The organism is Janthinobacterium agaricidamnosum (assembly GCF_003667705.1).
In the GTDB taxonomy this organism is placed as follows: domain Bacteria; phylum Pseudomonadota; class Gammaproteobacteria; order Burkholderiales; family Burkholderiaceae_D; genus Janthinobacterium.
Window position 1 is genome coordinate 946,651 of sequence record NZ_CP033019.1, and the last position, 16,067, is coordinate 962,717.

At 63.9% G+C, this 16,067-nt stretch carries 13 protein-coding genes; 2 read left to right on the forward strand and 11 right to left on the reverse strand.

Going from position 1 to position 16,067, the window contains the following annotated elements:
- Positions 1 to 139 precede the first annotated feature (139 nt).
- Together D9M09_RS04215 and D9M09_RS04220 are read left to right on the forward strand one after the other, a co-directional pair.
- Positions 140 to 2,839, forward strand: a complete 2,700-nt coding sequence (locus D9M09_RS04215) for a TonB-dependent receptor (protein ID WP_162995569.1) — start codon at positions 140 to 142, stop codon at positions 2,837 to 2,839.
- A 64-nt stretch (positions 2,840 to 2,903) separates the two neighbouring features.
- Positions 2,904 to 4,025 carry an acyltransferase family protein gene (locus D9M09_RS04220; RefSeq protein ID WP_121668651.1) on the forward strand — a complete coding sequence of 374 codons (1,122 nt, stop codon included), beginning with the start codon at positions 2,904 to 2,906 and terminating at the stop codon, positions 4,023 to 4,025.
- Here the strand turns inward: D9M09_RS04220 and D9M09_RS04225 are convergent.
- The 11 genes from D9M09_RS04225 to D9M09_RS04275 form a co-directional block, all read right to left on the reverse strand.
- Positions 4,022 to 5,221: a DUF5009 domain-containing protein gene (locus D9M09_RS04225; protein ID WP_162995570.1), complete on the reverse strand. Its 1,200-nt coding sequence runs from the start codon at positions 5,219 to 5,221 to the stop codon at positions 4,022 to 4,024. The two genes, D9M09_RS04220 and D9M09_RS04225, sit on opposite strands and share 4 nt — an antisense overlap.
- Positions 5,222 to 5,304: 83 nt before the next feature.
- Positions 5,305 to 6,612, reverse strand: coding sequence for a tetratricopeptide repeat protein (locus D9M09_RS04230; RefSeq protein WP_121668653.1), 1,308 nt, complete (start codon positions 6,610 to 6,612; stop codon positions 5,305 to 5,307).
- A gap of 159 nt (positions 6,613 to 6,771) precedes the next feature.
- Positions 6,772 to 7,905 carry an ABC transporter ATP-binding protein gene (locus D9M09_RS04235; protein ID WP_121668654.1) on the reverse strand — a complete coding sequence of 378 codons (1,134 nt, stop codon included), beginning with the start codon at positions 7,903 to 7,905 and terminating at the stop codon, positions 6,772 to 6,774.
- 14 nt (positions 7,906 to 7,919) lie between these two features.
- The gene (locus D9M09_RS04240; RefSeq protein ID WP_121668655.1) at positions 7,920 to 9,242 is read right to left on the reverse strand and encodes an MFS transporter; all 1,323 of its coding nucleotides are present in this window, start codon (positions 9,240 to 9,242) and stop codon (positions 7,920 to 7,922) included.
- Between the two features lie 26 nt (positions 9,243 to 9,268).
- On the reverse strand, positions 9,269 to 10,105 hold the full coding sequence (locus D9M09_RS04245) for a carbohydrate ABC transporter permease (RefSeq protein ID WP_121670963.1): 837 nt from the start codon (positions 10,103 to 10,105) through the stop codon (positions 9,269 to 9,271).
- A 13-nt stretch (positions 10,106 to 10,118) separates the two neighbouring features.
- A complete protein-coding gene (locus D9M09_RS04250; RefSeq protein ID WP_070221839.1) occupies positions 10,119 to 10,988 on the reverse strand; it encodes a carbohydrate ABC transporter permease in 870 nt (289 codons plus the stop codon).
- A 7-nt stretch (positions 10,989 to 10,995) separates the two neighbouring features.
- Positions 10,996 to 12,252, reverse strand: a complete 1,257-nt coding sequence (locus D9M09_RS04255) for an ABC transporter substrate-binding protein (RefSeq protein ID WP_121668656.1) — start codon at positions 12,250 to 12,252, stop codon at positions 10,996 to 10,998.
- An 88-nt stretch (positions 12,253 to 12,340) separates the two neighbouring features.
- Positions 12,341 to 13,354: an SIS domain-containing protein gene (locus tag D9M09_RS04260; protein ID WP_070221837.1), complete on the reverse strand. Its 1,014-nt coding sequence runs from the start codon at positions 13,352 to 13,354 to the stop codon at positions 12,341 to 12,343.
- Positions 13,344 to 14,456, reverse strand: a complete 1,113-nt coding sequence (nagA, locus tag D9M09_RS04265) for an N-acetylglucosamine-6-phosphate deacetylase (protein ID WP_070221836.1) — start codon at positions 14,454 to 14,456, stop codon at positions 13,344 to 13,346. Before nagA ends, D9M09_RS04260 begins: the two co-directional genes overlap by 11 nt.
- Entirely contained in the window at positions 14,453 to 15,187 is a 735-nt protein-coding gene (locus D9M09_RS04270) for a GntR family transcriptional regulator (RefSeq protein WP_070221876.1), read from the reverse strand. Before D9M09_RS04270 ends, nagA begins: the two co-directional genes overlap by 4 nt.
- 2 nt (positions 15,188 to 15,189) lie before the next feature.
- Positions 15,190 to 16,062, reverse strand: coding sequence for a BadF/BadG/BcrA/BcrD ATPase family protein (locus tag D9M09_RS04275; protein ID WP_121668657.1), 873 nt, complete (start codon positions 16,060 to 16,062; stop codon positions 15,190 to 15,192).
- Between the last annotated feature and the right edge of the window lie 5 nt (positions 16,063 to 16,067).

Sequence of the window (16,067 nt, forward strand, 5' to 3'; positions counted from 1 at the left end):
TTCCTGTTTCAGGGGCTTGCCTTTTTTTTCGGCGCTCCCGCTGATCTTTGTCGCTTTCTGCTGCACCCCGTCGTTTGCCGTCTGTACTCATCCATAAAACCGTCCCGCCAGCGCGGCGGGCATCCATAACGAGGAGTCTATGAACAGCCGTTTGCATCCCGTATTACATCCCATCGCCGCCGCCGCAGCCTTGCTGTCCATGAGCATGGCTGCCCAGGCGCAGCAAGCCCCCATGCAGGAAGTGGTCGTGACCGGCATCCGCGCCTCGCTGGAGCAATCGCTGAGCCAGAAGCGCAACAGCGATTCCGTGATCGACGTCGTCAGCGCGGAAGACATCGGCAAGTTGCCCGACAAGAACGTGGCTGACGCCGTGCAGCGTGTGCCTGGCGTCAACATTTCCTCGTCGGCCGGCGGTGAGGGCGGCTTCTCGGAAAATGACCGGGTCAGCATCCGCGGCACCAGTCCCAGCCTGACGCAAACCCTGATCAACGGCCACGCCGTGGGTACGGGCGACTGGTTCGTCACCGACCAGGTGGGCACCGTGGGGCGCAGCGTCAGCTTTGCCTTGCTGCCGTCGGAAATCGTCAGCCGCGTCACCGTGCAAAAGAGCGCGCAGGCGGACCTGGTGGAAGGCGGCGTGGCCGGCTCCATCAATATCGAGACGCGCAAGCCCCTCAGTTTCAAGCAGCCGTTCACGGCGGAATTGGCCGTGCAAGCCATCTATGCGGACTTGCCGGGCAAGACCGACCCTCAGATGAACGCCCTGTTTAACTGGAAGAACGAAGCGAAGACCATGGGAGTGCTGTTCCAGGTGTTTTCCGAGAAGCGCCACGAACGCCGTGACGGGCAGGAATTCTTCGGGTATGGCGCCATCGACGCCGACAGCCCTGCCGCGCAGAAACATCCGGAACTGGCCGGTGTGCTGGCACCGCTGGGCATCAACTCGGCCCTGTTCGAACAGGTACGCAAGCGCCAGGGGGGCAGCCTCGACCTGCAATTCAAGCCGACGTCTGATTTGATGCTGGACGTCAATGGCTTCTATTCCAAGCTGGACGCGGCCAATTACAACCGCAGCTTTTATAACCAGCCGGGCGCCAATCTGAATGCCGTCGATAATGACGGCAAGCATGTGGGCGTGATTCCCAGCGCGTTTACGGTCAAGAACAACACCCTGGTGGCAGCCGATTTTCCCGCGTCGCAATTTCCTGCCGCGAATGCCACCACGCCGTACAACGGTCAGCTGTATCCGGCCCTGGTGGACCAAATCTACCGCCCTGGCTCGAATTCGTCGACCGCGTATGTGGACTTCAACGGCAGCTACCGCGCCAGCGAGCGCCTGCGCATCACGGGCAGCCTCGGCTACACGCGCGGCATAGGCGAAACACCCGTCGACCTCGGCTATGAGGCGGGCTTGACCGGTGTGGGCGTGTCGTACCAGCTGAACGGCCTGTCGCCGGCCAGGCTGAATTTCCCCGGTCTCGATGTTTCAAAGTTATCGAATGCGGTAACGGCATCGGCCTGGGGTTCGCATGTGGAAACCCTGGACACGGAAAAATACGGCCAGGCCGATGGCGAGCTGAGCATGGATTATGGCGTGCTGGAATCGCTGAAGTTCGGCGCGCGCTACGCGGAACACCACCGCAATGTGTCATGGCCGGAAAACCGCAGCTGCGCCGTGTGCGACGGCACGACGAATGCGCCCTTGCCGACATGGAATGGCGGCACCTACCCGGGCGACTATGGCAAGGGCCTGGGCGGCAATGCGCAGGGACGCTACTGGCAGCTCGATCCGGCCGACCTGGTGGCGTGGGCCAACAAGTATGACAATACGGGCGGCCCGAATTCGCGCAACTGGCCGGCTGAACTGGACGTGAAGGAAAAGGATAGCGCGGCCTACATCATGGCCAACCTGGCAGGCAACAAGTGGCGCGGCAACGTGGGCGTACGCGTGGTACGCACGCAGCAGACGACGGTGACGAACGTGCCGGGCGGCGAGAACCCGATCGGCCAGGAAAACATCTTTGGCACCTACACGCCCACCGTCGTCAAGCACAGCTACACGGATGTGCTGCCGAGCGCGAACATCAAGTTTGACCTCAGCAAGGACCTGGTGGCCCGCGCGGCGGTGGCGAAAACCATGGCGCGCGCCGACTACAGCGCCCTGGTGGGCGCCGTCAACCTGAACGACCAGTTGCTGACGGGAACGGGCGGCAATCCGGATTTGAAACCGATACGCTCGACCAACTACGACGCCACCCTGGAATGGTACTTCGCGCCGAAAGCCATGCTGTCCGTGGGGGCCTTCTACATGGACATGAAATCGTACGTGACGTTTGGTACGGCGCCCGTGAGCTACTACAATAATACCTTCAAGAAATTCAACACCTATGTGATCCAGTCGCCGACGAATATCGGCGCCAAGAACAAGGGTGTGGAACTCAGTTACCAGCAGGGCTTGTGGGGCGGTTTCGGCGTGGTGGGCAATTACACCTATACGAATGGCAAGGCCGACGATGGCGCCGCCGTGGTCGGCAGCTCGCGCGGCACCTACAACCTGGAAGGCTATTACGAGGACGAGCGGCTGAGCGCGCGCCTGGCCTATACCTACCGCTCCAGCTTCCTGGCCGGCCTGTTCAGCAGCTCGCCCCAGTATGTGCATGGCGTGGGCAACCTGGCCGCATCGCTCAACTACAAGATCGACGAGCGCTATTCGCTGACCTTCGATATGCTGAACCTGAACAATCCGGTGCTCAAGTATTACGGCGCCAACCAGGACCAGCCGACGGCCCTGTATTCGAATGGCCGCCAGTTTTACTTTGGCCTGCGCGCCAAGTTGTAGTTTTTTTTACCGGCTTTCCGCCACAAGCGGGAAGCTGGTTTTTATCTTTTTGAATTGTTTGACCATGACTATTGCTTCTCAACGCTACCTCGCCCTCGACGTCCTGCGCGGCCTGACCGTCGCCCTGATGATCGTCGTTAATACGCCTGGCGACTGGGGCGCCGTGTATGCGCCTTTCCTGCATGCCGAATGGCATGGATTTACCCTCACGGACCTGGTCTTTCCCAGCTTTTTGTTTGTCGTCGGCAATGCGCTGGCCTTTGCGCTGGGCAAGTATGAATACCTGGGACACGGCGCCGTGCTGGCCCGGCTGTGCAAGCGCAGCGCGCTGATCTTTCTATTGGGCTTTTTGCTGTACTGGTTTCCCTTCTTCAAGATCGACGACGCGGGCCAGTTCGCCTGGTCGCCGTTGTCGCACACGCGTATTCCCGGTGTGCTGCAGCGTATCGCCGTGTGCTATCTGGCCGCCGCCCTGATCCTGCATTACGGGAAGACGCGCGGCGCGCTCGTCTTCAGCGCCTGCGCCTTGCTCGGCTACTGGGCCATCCTGGCCTGTTTTGGCGACTACAGCCTGCACGGCAATGCGCCGGCCAAGCTCGACCTGATCCTGCTGGGCGACAGCCATTTGTACCACGGCGAAGGCATCGCCTTCGACCCGGAAGGTATCCTCGGCACCTTGCCGTCCATCGTCAATGTGATTGCCGGCTACCTGGCGGGCAGCTTCGTGCGCCAGGCGGCGCCGGCACGGCTGCGCTCCAGCTTGTATCAACTGGCCGTGGCCGGCGTCATCTGCGTGGCCGTGGCCCTGTGCTGGAATGAAGTGTTTCCGATCAATAAGAAGCTGTGGAGCAGCTCTTATGTGATGCTCGGCATCGGCCTGGACTTGCTGCTGCTGGCGCTGCTGATGTTCATCATTGACGTGCGACAAATGACGTGCTGGACCTACTTCTTTGAAGTCTTCGGCAAGAACACCCTGTTCATCTACCTGGTGTCGGAAGTGCTGGTGATCATCGCGTTTACCGTGCGCATCGGCGGCGGCAACCTGTACCAGTGGCTGTACCAGCACTGGTTCACGGGCTGGGCGCCGGCGCGCATGGCTTCCTTGCTGTTTGCCGTCAGCTTCATGCTGCTGTGCTGGCTGATCGCCTATGCCATGGACAAGCGCAAGATCTATATCAAGGTCTAGAACTTCAGTTTTAATCCGTAGCGCGTGGCCAGCGCGGTGAAGGCCAGCATCAGGGCGGTGACGGCGGCGGCATTCCACAGGCCGGCCGCGCCGCCCGTTTCCAGCCAGGGCCACCAGAAGCGCGGCAGGTGCAGCACGGCCGCCAGCTGCTGCCACAGGTCGGGCACGATGTAGGCGAACAGGGCGTTGGTGCCGGCAGGCAACAATACCACCGCCCAGGCGCGCCAGCGCCACACGTCGATGACGACATAAAACATGAGGAACAGGGCCAGGATGAGGGCGCTGCACACGAGTGTGTACGATTCCGTGGCCGCGATCTTGTTGATGTGGTGATACGGCCGCAGCAGCAGGCCGGCCGCCAGCAAGCCCAGCGCGAACCACGCCATGAAACGGATGCGCTGCCCATGGCGCAGGGCCGCGCCGCGCAGGAACAGCTGGCCCACCAGGGTGCCGGCCAGTACATTGGCTGCCGTCGAGCCGAGCACCTGCGGCACGTTGACGAATGCGTTGACGCCTGCCGGCAGGAAATCCAGGCTGCCCGCCGTGCCCCCCATGTACAGCATGAGCAGCAGGGAAAACACGCCCATCAGCGCCGTGCCGCTACCCCGGCACGCCAGGTACAGCAGGCTGCACAGCAGGTAGGACCAGCCTATCATGCCGAGGATGCCCCACCACGACGGCTGCAGCCAGGTGCTGGAAAATTCGCTGTTCAGCTCTCCGCGGAACGTCGCCAGCAGGAACAGCATCAGCGCGCCGCCCACGGCCAGCGCCAGCTTGCCCGCGCCCTGGCGCCACAGCAGGATCATGGCCACGTAAAACAGCAGGAAATACAGGGCGTGCGGCAGCGGCGCCGCCTGCGCATCGTAGCGGTAGGCATTCGCCAGCACCACGCCGGCCAGCATCAGACTGGCGGAGCGCCACAGCAGGCGTCCCAGCAGGGCGGGCGTGACGTGGCCGCAATGGCGCTGCAAGGCCAGCGGTATGGCCATGCCGACCATGAACAGGAAGCCGGGAAAGACCAGGTCGGGCAAGGTGATGCCGTCGGCGCGAGGACCCGCATGCTCGAGCCACCAGGCGATGCCGGGCATGCCGGCCAGATAGTTGACCCAGATCATGACGACGATCACGCAGCCGCGGAACGCGTCCAGGCTGGTCAATCGTTCAGGTGCAGGTGCGGGAGCGGTGGCTGGCGGCATGGGTGTGAATGAAAAAAGGTCGAAAAAAAAGCAGCCCCGGCGTGAGCCGGGAACTGCCTTGCGCATGCTGGCGGGAACAGGAATTACTGTGCCGCTGCTGCCGGTGCCGCCGCTGCCGTGGCAGGACGGTTCAGCCACAGGATCCAGTAGCGGGCCAGATCGCCCACGCCGTCGCCGCCCTTGACCGTTTCCAGGACCTTGATGGCGTCATCTTTCTTGCCAGCCATGGCGTAGGAATAACCGAGGCGCAGCTTGGCGTCTTCAGGACGCTTCAGGCCGCCCTTGGCGATGCCTTTCTGGATCAGGTCGATACCTTTGTCGAACTGGTCCATCGTCACGAAGGCGTAGCCGAGGTTGATCAAGCCCGTGCCATCCTTGCTCTTCATGGCCGACGCTTCGCCGCTGGCGATGTTCTTCGCATCGTCGGCGGCAGCCTTGTTGGCCTGGTCGCGCAGTTTCTTGTGCTTGGCGGCATTCGCGCCCGTGCCCAGTACGCCTTTGGCAAAGCCCGCGTCCAGCACTTTTTTCGCTTCCGTCGGGAAGGCGTTCTGCAGAGCGATTTCAGCCATGTCGCTGTAATCTTGCGGCGGCATGGTGCCCACGGCCTTGAATTGCAGGCGCAGCACGTCGAGCGCGAAGCGGTCGGAATAGCCGGCCTTGCCTTGCGTGCGGCTCAGCAGATCGCTCCAGTAGTCATCCGACGGGTAGTAGCGCACCAGGTTTTCCATGGCGACCAGGTAGGTGGCCGGGTCCTTGCTTTTCGAACCCGTGTTGGCCAGCAATTGCAATTCTTCGATGGTCGGCGTCTTGCCCGCTTGCTGCTTGGCCGTCAGGTCGGCCATCAGTTCCTGTTTCGCGCGCGCGAAATCATTGCTGAAGTAGTAGGCGCGGATGATGTACGGGCGCATGGTGGTCACGTCGCCTGTTTCCGTTTGGTAACGGGTGAACCACTTGATGGCGTTCGGATAATCCTTGGCGTTGTAGTGGTAGTTGGCCAGCGCCTGGATGAAGTCGCCCTGGGCTTTCTTGTCCAGCTTGCCTGATTCGATGACCGCTTCCAGCGCCGTCATGGCCATCGGTGCATTGTTGGTGGTCGAGGCCAGCGCCACGCGCAGGCGGTTCAGCACGAACGTTTCATACGGCGTCAGGGCGGGAATGGCGGCAGCCTGGTCGATGCGGCTTTGTACGTCGGCGTAGTTTTTCGCATCCATCGATGCCTTCACGGCAACCGGATCGAGCAGCTTGAACACTTCGGGACGTACCGAATCGGCCGGCGCGGCAGCGGCAGCAGCGGCTGGCTTGGCATCCTGCGCGTGCGACAGGGCTGGCAGGACATTGAGGCCGATGGCGGCCAGGAGCAAGCTAAGACGGGCAAGACGGAATTGGGACATGGGTTATCCTTCAATCAATAACAAAAATACGCTCCGGTACTGGTTGCCGCAACAGGGTGCGGCGGCATTTGCCGGGGGCAGGGAATCTAAAAAAACACGTATTCTGCCATCCTGACCGCACAAGTCAAAGGGCGGCAGCATGGTAAACAACGGCTATTGTCACATAAACGGCTGGGCTGGAGCGCCAAACGTGCGCGCCAGGGCTTGCCCTTTGGCATCGAACAGCAGGCAGCGCTGCGGCGGCAGATGCAGGCGCATGGCGTCGCCCGCCTGGCGCAAGCCTTCCTCGGCCGGCAGCTTGACGGCCAGCATCTCGGTCACGCCCCGCATGCTGGCGTAAACGATGGCCACGTCGCCCAGGTATTCGACATGGCTGACGGTGGCGTCGACGACGTTGTTGTTCGCCGTCGCCCCATCCTGCAGGCTGACATGCTCGGCCCGCACGCCCAGGGTCAGCTGGTTGCCCGGCGCCACAGCGTCACCTTGCGCCTCGATGTCGATCATGGCGCCGCCAGGCAGACGCACGGCCACCGAGCCGGGGCCGCAGGCGACGGCCTCGCAGGCGATGAAGTTCATCTTTGGCGCGCCGAGGAAGCCGGCGACGAACAGGTTGCCGGGATTGTTATACAACTCGTGCGGACTGCCCACCTGCTCGATGCGCCCGCCGTTGAAGACGACGATGCGCTCGCCCAGGGTCATGGCTTCGACCTGGTCGTGCGTGACGTAGATCATGGTCGTCTTCAATTCCTGGTGCAGGCGCGAAATTTCCACGCGCATCTGTACGCGCAGCGAGGCATCGAGGTTCGACAGCGGTTCGTCGAACAGGAAGACCTTGGGCTTGCGCACGATGGCGCGGCCGATGGCCACGCGCTGGCGCTGGCCGCCCGACAGGTCCTTCGGCTTGCGTTTCAACAGTGGCGTGATCTGCAGGATGTCGGCCGCGCGCTCGACGGCGGCGCGCACCTCGGCCTTTTTATGTCCGGCCAGGAAGAGGGCGAAGGCCATGTTCTCGTACACCGTCATGTGCGGATACAGGGCGTAGCTCTGGAACACCATGGCCAGGCCCCGCTCGGCCGGCGCGATATCGTTGGCCAGCTGGCCGCCGATATGCAGCTCGCCGTCCGTGATGTCTTCCAGCCCGGCGATCATGCGCAGCAGGGTCGATTTGCCGCAGCCGGACGGCCCCACGAAGACGACGAATTCACCGTCGCGGATGTCGAGATCGATGCCGTGGATGACGGGGTGCTTGTCGTCGTACAGCTTGACGATGTTCTTTAAAGCGATGTGTGCCATGGGTTGTGCGATTCCTAGCTGGCGCTGGCCGGCGCGGACGTGGCGCCGGCGTCAGACGGGTCGGAGGTATCCTTCGGGCCGATGCGCATGAAGCGCGACAGGATCAATACGGGCACGGCCGACACCAGCACCCACAGGAAAAAAGTTTTGTAGCCGAGCGCCGTCTGGATGTCGCCGCTGATCATCTTGAACAGCACGAAACCCAGCTGCATCACGCCGGTGGCGAACGCATAGTGGGCCGTCTGGTACTTGCCGACGGAGACCACCTGCATCATGAACAGGATCAGGCCGACGAAGCCGAAGCCATAGCCGAACATCTCCACGCTGAGCGCGGCCGTGATCAGGGTCAGATCGGTGGGCATGCTGTGGCTCAGGTAATAAAACACCAGGTTCGGCAAATTCATGGCCAGGATCAGGAAGAACATGGCGCGCTTGAGGCCCAGCCACGACGTGAAGTAGCCGCCGCCGATGCTGCCCAGCAGGAATGCGACGGTGCCGGCCGTGCCGTACACGGCGCCCACTTCCGTCGTCGACAGGCCCAGTCCCCCCAGTTCGCGCGCCTCGCGCAGGAACAGCGGGCCGATGGTCTGCACTTGCGCCTCGCCCGCGCGGAACAGGATGATGAAGGCGATCATGCCCCAGATGCCGGGTTTTTTCAGGAAGTCCACCAGCACGTCCCACAGGGTGCGGCTGATGCCGGCCACGCTCTTGTCGGCCACGGCCGCGTTGCGCACCTGCGGCAGCGCCCACAGGTGGTACGCGGCCAGCGACAGCATCATGGCGCCGATGATCAGGAAGATCACCGACCATGCCGGCTTGATGCCGATTTTTTTCTCCAGGTAGCCGGCCAGGATCACCAGGCCGCCCAGCGAGATGAATTTGCCCGCGTTGAAGAAGGCGCCTTGCCAGCCCGCGTAGGCCGCCTGCTGCTTGTCCGACAGACTGGCGATATACAGGCCGTCGCAGACGATGTCGTGCGTCGACGAGGCCAGCGCGGCGACGAACAGCACGGCGATGCAGGCGGCGAACCACAGCGGCGTTTGCAGCGCCAGCGCGATCAGGCCCAGGCTCAGGCCACCGGCGAACTGGAACAGCACCACCATGGTCTTCTTGCTCGACGCCAGTTCCAGGAAGGGACTCCACAGCGACTTGAAGACCCAGGCAAAGCCGATCAGGCCCGTCCAGCGGGCGATCTGGTCGTTCGGCACGCCCATGCTCTTGAACATCAGGCCGGCCACCAGGGCCACGGCGTAGAACGGCAGGCCCTGGGCGAAGTACAAGGTCGGCACCCAGGAAATCGGGCTGCGTTTGCCAATATTGGTGCGCTTGTCGTGCATGGAGGCTTCCTTATCGAGAGACGTTTTCATTTGACTGCGCCGTCCATGCCGCGCATGAAGAAGCGTTGTGTAAACAGGAAGGCGAGCAGGGTCGGTACGATGGTGATCAGGGTGCCGGCCGCGATCACGCGCGTGCTGCTGCCGAAGGTGCCGCGCAAATACAGCACGCCCACCGACAGTGGGAATTCATCGGGCTTGCTCATGACGATGGACGGCCAGATGTACTCGTTCCACGATTCGACGGCCGTCAGGATGCCGACGGTGGCCAGCCATGGCGTAATCAGCGGCAGCATGATGCGGCTGAAGATCACCCATTCGGAGGCGCCATCGACCCTGGCCGCGTCGATCAGGTCTTGCGGCACTTCCTCGAACGCCTGCTTGAGCAGCAGGATGGCCACGGCCGTCACCACGTTGGGCAGGATCACGCCCGTGTAGGTGTCGACCAGGCTCATTTGCGTGATGGTGATGAAGTTGACGAGGAAGTTGACCTCGGACGGCAGCACCAGGGTGGCGAGGATCAGGCCGAACACGAGTTTGCGGCCGCGGAATTTCAGGCGCGCCAGCGGATACGCGGCCAGTGAACACAGCAGCAGTTTCCAGAACACGGTAAACACGGCGATCAGCACGGAGTTCTTGAAGAACGACCAGATGGGAATCGCGTTGAACACTTCGACGAAGTTCTCAAGCGAAGGAGCCTGCGGCCAGAAGGTGGGCGGGAAGGCGAAGATATTGCCTTGCGTGGAAATGGCCGTCACCAGGGTCCACCAGAACGGGAAGACGCAGACGAGGGCGATCGCGCACAGCACGGCATAGTGGCCCAGTATGTGCAGGCGCTTTTTCAGGGGGCGGGAACGGGTTGTCATGGTCATTGCCCTGTCAGCGGTGCTTCGGTTTCAGATAGCGCAGGCACAGCAGGGCGATGGCGATGCAAAACAGCGAGACGACGAAGCTGGCCGCCAGCGCGCGCGGCAGTTTCAAGTGCTTCAAGCCCTGGTCATACGCGTAATACAGCGCCGTGAAAGTGGAATTCATCGGGCCGCCCTGGGTCAGCACGTCGACTTCCTGGTACGCCTTCAGGGCCGCCAGCACGGACAGGATGGAGCACAGCATGATGGTCGGGCGCAGCATCGGCACCGTGATCTTCCAGAAGCGCTGCCAGCGGCTGGCGCCGTCGAGCATGGCCGCTTCCTGCATGTCCGACGGAATCGATTGCAGGGCCGCCAGGTACATCACCATGTACCAGCCCAGGCCCCGCCACAGGGTGACGAACATCACGGCGAACAGGGCCAGGCTGTCGTTCGTCAGCCAGCCCACGGGCGCGTTCACCAGTTTTAACGTCATCATCACGTAATTGAGCGCGCCCTGTTCGTGGAACATGAAGCCCCACATGATGCCGACGACGGAAACGGTGGTCACCACGGGCACGTAGAAGGCGGCGCGGAACAGACGGATGCCGGGCAGCCGGTTGTTCACCAGCACGGCGAGAGTGATGGCGCCCACCTGCACGAAGGGCACCATCAGCAAAAACATCAGCGAGTTTTTCAGGCCCGAGACGAACATCTCGTTGTTGAAAATGTAGCGGAAGTTATCGAGGCCGACGAAGCGCGTCTCGCGTATCAGGCTGTAGTCGGTGAAGGCCAGCACGGAGCCGTAGCCGACGGGCCAGAAGGAAAAGGCGGCCAGCAGCAGCAGGGCCGGGGCGAGGAACAACCAGGCTTGCACGGTATGGCGGTGGGCGAGTTTCATGGTGTCCTTAGTGGCGCGGCAGGGTGGCCAGCTTGCGGTTCCAGATGGCGACGGCCTGGTCCAGCGCCTGCTTAACGTCCTGCTTGCCCGTCACGCCCGCCTCGACGGCCTTCACCAGCGAGCGGCGCAGTTCGTCGTAGTCGTCGATGCCGGCCACGTACAGCGTGCGCGAGTGGCCCATCGACAGGGCGCCGGCGGCCACGGCCTTTTCGGCCGCGCCCGCATTTTTCGGCGTGGACAGAAAAAACGGGTCGGCCGCCGCCTTGACGGTGGTGGGGAAGACGCTGGCCTGGCGCGCGAAGGCCAGCTGGTTTTCGTCGTTCGTCAGGAAGCGCGCGAACTTGCCCACCGAGGGCAGCTGGCGCGCCGGCACGCCCTTCGGGATGGCGAAGTGCACCAGCCAGCCGCCATCGGCGATGCCGGTGGGGCCCAGCGGCGCAGGCGCCACGTCGGTGATGGCGTAGATATCTTTCGCGTCGCCGCGGATGCGCTGCATGGCCGTGGGCGGCGCCAGCAGCATGCCCAGGCGGCCGCCCTTGTAGGCGTCGATCACGGCGGGGAAATTGTCTTCGGCGAACAGGCTTTCTTTCAACAGGCCGCCGACCTTGTAGGTGTCGGCCAGTTTCTGCACCAGCGCCACGTGCTGCGGCGAATTGAAGACGGCGCGGTTGTCGGTGATGACGGCCAGGCCCTGCTGCATGAACAGGCCGTCGATCTTCGAGAGGGCAGGGGCGATGCCGGCCTTGCCCGTGCGTTGCGCGATCTGGCGCGCGAACGCCAGTTGTTCATCGAGGCTGGCGGGGCCGCGCGTGAGCCCGGCCTGCTTGAAAATGGCGGTATTGAAGGCGATCACCGCGACATTGCTGTACATGGGAAAACCGTAGGTGCGGCCCTTGAAGCGCAGGTCGTCCAGGGCGCTGGGAATGTAGCTGGCGCGCGCTTCCTTGATCAGGCCATCGACGGGTGTGAGCAAGCCGTCGCGCGCAAATTCGTCGGCCCAGGGCACGTTCAGGCTGACCAGCGCGGGCGGCGTGCCGGCCACGATGCGCGTGACCAGCTTGGTCTGGATGACGTCCCACGGGAAGTCGATCCATTCGATTTTGACACCGGGATTCTGCGCCTCATAGCGCGCCACCACCGCATTGAAATACGGCGTGAACTTGGGCTTCATGCTGAAGGTCCAGAATTCGATTTTCTCGGCAGCCCATGCCTGCGGCGCGAGCAGGCCCGCGCAGGCAAACACTGCCAACAGTCTCTTGATCATTATTATTATCCCTGCCAGTGGCCCCGCAAGTGCCGGGGTCGGACCCTCAGGGTCCGACCCCAGTCTTCGCTTTCGGGTTGGGTATTGCTTAGTTTGTTTTTGTTACCTTGCTCAAGTGACGCGGCGCATCCGGGTCCATGCCGCGCGCGGCCGACAGTTTTGCCGCCATCACGTAGAAGGACTGGATGGCGACGATCGGGTCGAGATCGGGCGTGGCCGCGACGGGCAGCGTCAGGTCGCGTTCGGCCACGTCGGCGGGTGCCGCCAGCAAGACCTTGGCGCCGCGGCCGCGCATTTCCGTGGCCAGCTGCAGCAGGCCGGCCTGGGTCGGGCCGCGCGTGGCGAAAATAAGCAGCGGGTAGCCGTCTTCGATCAGGGCCATCGGGCCGTGCTTGATTTCGGCGCCGCTGAAGGCTTCGGCCTGCAGGGCCGAGGTTTCCTTGAATTTCAGGGCCGACTCCAGCGCCACGGGGAAGCTGATGCCGCGTCCGACGACCATGATGTTGCGGGCCGGCGCCAGCACGTCGATGGCGGGCGACCAGTCGACGCGGGTCGCTTCGAGCAGCGCTTCGGGCAGCGCTTCCAGCCCTCCCAGCAGCTCGGGATCGTTCTGCCACTGGGCCACCATGCGCGCACCGGCGACCAGGCTGGTGATGAAGCTCTTGGTGGCGGCGACGCTTTGTTCCTTGCCGGCGCGCAGGGGCATGGCCCATTCGGCGGCGTGCGCCAGCGGCGAATCGATGTCGTTGACGAGGGCCACGGTGGTGGCGCCGCCATCGCGGAAGTAGCGGATCGGTTCGACCACGTCCGGGCTCTGGCCCGATTGCGAGATCGAGATGGCCAGGGTATCGCGCGTCACCAGCGGCGATTTGTTCAGGGTCACGAGCGACATCGGCAGGGATGCCACGACGCGGCCCAGGCGCGCCATGATCAGGTAGGCGACGTAGTTGCAGGCGTGGTCGGAGCTGCCGCGCGCGATGGTCAGCGCGGTCGAGAACGAGGTGCTCCTCAATTTGCGGCCCAGTTCCGCGTAGCGTTCCGTGTCGCTGGCCAGTTGCAGGGCGACGCATTCGGCGGCGGAAACGGCTTCTTTAAGCATCATTGAGGTCACAGATTTCTCCTTCTATATACACAGCTTTGAGTTTGAGATCGCGATCGAGTACCACCAGATCGGCGTAAGTGCCGGGGGCCAGCCGGCCGCGTTCTTCCAGGCCCAGATAATCGGCGGCGTTGGTCGACACGCGCTTGGATGCGTCGGCCAGGTCCAGTCCCAGTCCCACCAGGTTGCGCAGCGCCTGGTCCAGGGTCAGGGTGCTGCCCGCCAGCGTGCCGTCGGGCAGGCGCACGCCGCCCATGCATTTCTGCACGGCGTGGCGGCCCAGCATGTATTCGCCGTCCGGCATGCCGGTGGCTGCGGTCGAATCGGTGACGCAGTACAGGCGCGGGATGGCGCGCAGGGCCACCTTGATGGCGCCCGGATGCACGTGCAGCAGGTCGGGGATCAGTTCCGCGTATTCGGCGTGCGCCAGGGCGGCGCCGACCATGCCCGGCTCGCGGTGATGCAAGCCGCTCATGGCGTTGAACAGGTGCGTAAAACCCATGGCGCCGTGTTCCAGCGCGGCCACGCCGTCTTCATAGGAGCCCAGCGTGTGGCCGATCTGCACGCGCACGCCGGCGTCGGCCAGGGCGCGCACCAGCTCCAGGTGGCCGGCGATTTCCGGCGCCACGGTGATGACGCGCAGCTTGGCCAGGGTTTGCAGGCGCTCGATTTCCGCCAGCGTGGCGGCGCGCGCGTAGTTCGGCTGCGCCCCGAGCTTGCCGGAATTGATGTACGGGCCTTCCAGGTGGGCGCCCAGCACGCGCGCCGTGTTCGGGCGGCGGTGCCTGGCGGCGATGCCGATGGCCGTCAAGGCCATGTCGATGTCTTCCGGCGGCGCCGTCATGGTGGTGGCCAGCAGGCTGGTGGTGCCGTGGCGCGCATGGATGGCCGCGATGGTGTAGACGGCTTCGCCGCCTTCCATGATGTCCTTGCCGGCGCCGCCGTGCACGTGCAGGTCGATGAAGCCGGGCAGAATATAGTCGTCGCTGTTGCCCGACGGGTGGACGGAATCACCGGTGATGCTGTCGACTTTTTCGCCGAAGGCGATGGCGCCGTGGATCCAGCCGCCGGGGGTAAGGATATTGCCTTTGATAGTGCTGCTCATCTGCGCGACTCCGCTACGAATTCATAATAATCACTGCGGCAATACGAGTGGGTCAGTTCCACCGCTGCGCCGTTGTCGAGATAACTGACACGGGTGATGTGCAGCATGGCTTCACCCGTCTTGATATTGGCCAGCTTGGCCTGTTCCGCTGTGGCGTTGACGGCGCGGATATGCTGCAGCGCGCGCATCGGGATGGTGCCGCGCGACTCCAGGTAGCCGTATAGCGAATCGGTCACCTGCTGCGGGTCCGGCATGTACAGCGCGGGGATGGTGGTCGTCTCGATCGCCATCACCACTTCGTCGGCCGTGCGCAGGCGGCGCAGGCGCGCCACCGGCATGTGCGGCGACAGTCCCAGCGACAGCAGTTCCAGCGGCGCGGCCGAGCCGATGTCGCGCTGCAGCCAGCGCGAGCCGGCCGTGAAGCCCCGCTGGCGCAATTCTTCCGAAAAGCTCGTCAGGCGCGACAGCGGCTGTTCCAGCTTGGGCGTGATGTAGGTGCCCGAACCGCGCTTGCGCGTCAGCATGCCCCGGTCGCACAGCATGTCGATGGCCTTGCGCGCCGTGACGCGCGAAATTTCGAGGAGCTCCGATAGCACGCGCTCGGAAGGCAAGGCCTGGTTGGCGCGCCAGTCGCCGCTGGCGATGCCGTCCGACAGCATGTTCGCCAATTGCATGTAGAGCGGCGTGTCGCTGGCGGGATTCGGTTTGAAGGCGGACAGTTTGGCCAGCATGGTCATTGCTCCTGCAAGTGCTTGCGTATCAGGCGCAGACCGCCTGCGGCCGAGTCGCCCTGTGCCGGCACGACCAGTTGCAACAGTGCCGCCGGCAGGTAGCTCGACAAGGGCGCCGCCAGGCCGCCGCACAGTGCCACGGGCAAGGCGCCGGCCGGATCGAGTGCCCTGGCGATGAGGGCGATCTGCCGGCCCGCGTCGGTCAGGATGCTGCGCGCCACGGCATTGCTGGCCGCGTGTTCGAGCACCAGGCGCGCCAGTTGCGCGAAATTGGTCTGGCTGGCGGCGGCCAGCCACACTTGCATGGCGTCGCGCTGGCCGCCGCAGGCGTCGATGACGGCCGTGGCGAAGGCGCTGCCGGGCACGCGGCCGTCGACCACTTGCTGCGCATGGTTGATGGCGCGCATGCCGATCCAGGCGCCGCCCGCTTCGTCGCCGGAAGGGAAGCCCCAGCCGCCCACTTCATGGCGGCTGCCGTCCGCGTGCAGCACTTCGCCCACGCTGCCGGTGCCGATGGCAACGATGGCGCCCGGCTGGCCCGCATGCGCGCCCAGCAGTGTGGTCAGGGCATCCGATTCGAGTGCGACTGCGGCATAGCCGGGATTGTGTTCGACGAAGCTGGCGGCCCACTGCTTGTTGTGCACGCCGGCCAGGCCCAGGCCGATGGCCATGCGCTGCAAGGAGGGTTGTTCCAGGCCGGCCGCGCGGAAGGCCAGGGTGACGGCATGCGCCACGGAGGTCCACGCCCGTTCGATGCCCAGTCCCAGGCCGGATGGGCCGCTTTGACCCTGTGCCAGTTCCTGGCCGTCGAGGCGCGCCAGGCGTACGCGGGTACCGCTTCCCCCGCCGTCGACGCCGATTATGTATTCGATCATGTTGT

Excerpts from the sequence above, each read along its gene's own strand:
- D9M09_RS04215 (WP_162995569.1), top strand. The coding sequence starts at position 140 with ATGAACAGCCGTTTGCATCCCGTATTACATCCCATCGCCGCCGCCGCA.
- D9M09_RS04220 (WP_121668651.1), top strand. The coding sequence starts at position 2,904 with ATGACTATTGCTTCTCAACGCTACCTCGCCCTCGACGTCCTGCGCGGC.
- D9M09_RS04225 (WP_162995570.1), bottom strand. The coding sequence starts at position 5,221 with ATGCCGCCAGCCACCGCTCCCGCACCTGCACCTGAACGATTGACCAGC.
- D9M09_RS04230 (WP_121668653.1), bottom strand. The coding sequence starts at position 6,612 with ATGTCCCAATTCCGTCTTGCCCGTCTTAGCTTGCTCCTGGCCGCCATC.
- D9M09_RS04235 (WP_121668654.1), bottom strand. The coding sequence starts at position 7,905 with ATGGCACACATCGCTTTAAAGAACATCGTCAAGCTGTACGACGACAAG.
- D9M09_RS04240 (WP_121668655.1), bottom strand. The coding sequence starts at position 9,242 with ATGCACGACAAGCGCACCAATATTGGCAAACGCAGCCCGATTTCCTGG.
- D9M09_RS04245 (WP_121670963.1), bottom strand. The coding sequence starts at position 10,105 with ATGACAACCCGTTCCCGCCCCCTGAAAAAGCGCCTGCACATACTGGGC.
- D9M09_RS04250 (WP_070221839.1), bottom strand. The coding sequence starts at position 10,988 with ATGAAACTCGCCCACCGCCATACCGTGCAAGCCTGGTTGTTCCTCGCC.
- D9M09_RS04255 (WP_121668656.1), bottom strand. The coding sequence starts at position 12,252 with ATGATCAAGAGACTGTTGGCAGTGTTTGCCTGCGCGGGCCTGCTCGCG.
- D9M09_RS04260 (WP_070221837.1), bottom strand. The coding sequence starts at position 13,354 with ATGATGCTTAAAGAAGCCGTTTCCGCCGCCGAATGCGTCGCCCTGCAA.
- nagA (WP_070221836.1), bottom strand. The coding sequence starts at position 14,456 with ATGAGCAGCACTATCAAAGGCAATATCCTTACCCCCGGCGGCTGGATC.
- D9M09_RS04270 (WP_070221876.1), bottom strand. The coding sequence starts at position 15,187 with ATGCTGGCCAAACTGTCCGCCTTCAAACCGAATCCCGCCAGCGACACG.
- D9M09_RS04275 (WP_121668657.1), bottom strand. The coding sequence starts at position 16,062 with ATGATCGAATACATAATCGGCGTCGACGGCGGGGGAAGCGGTACCCGC.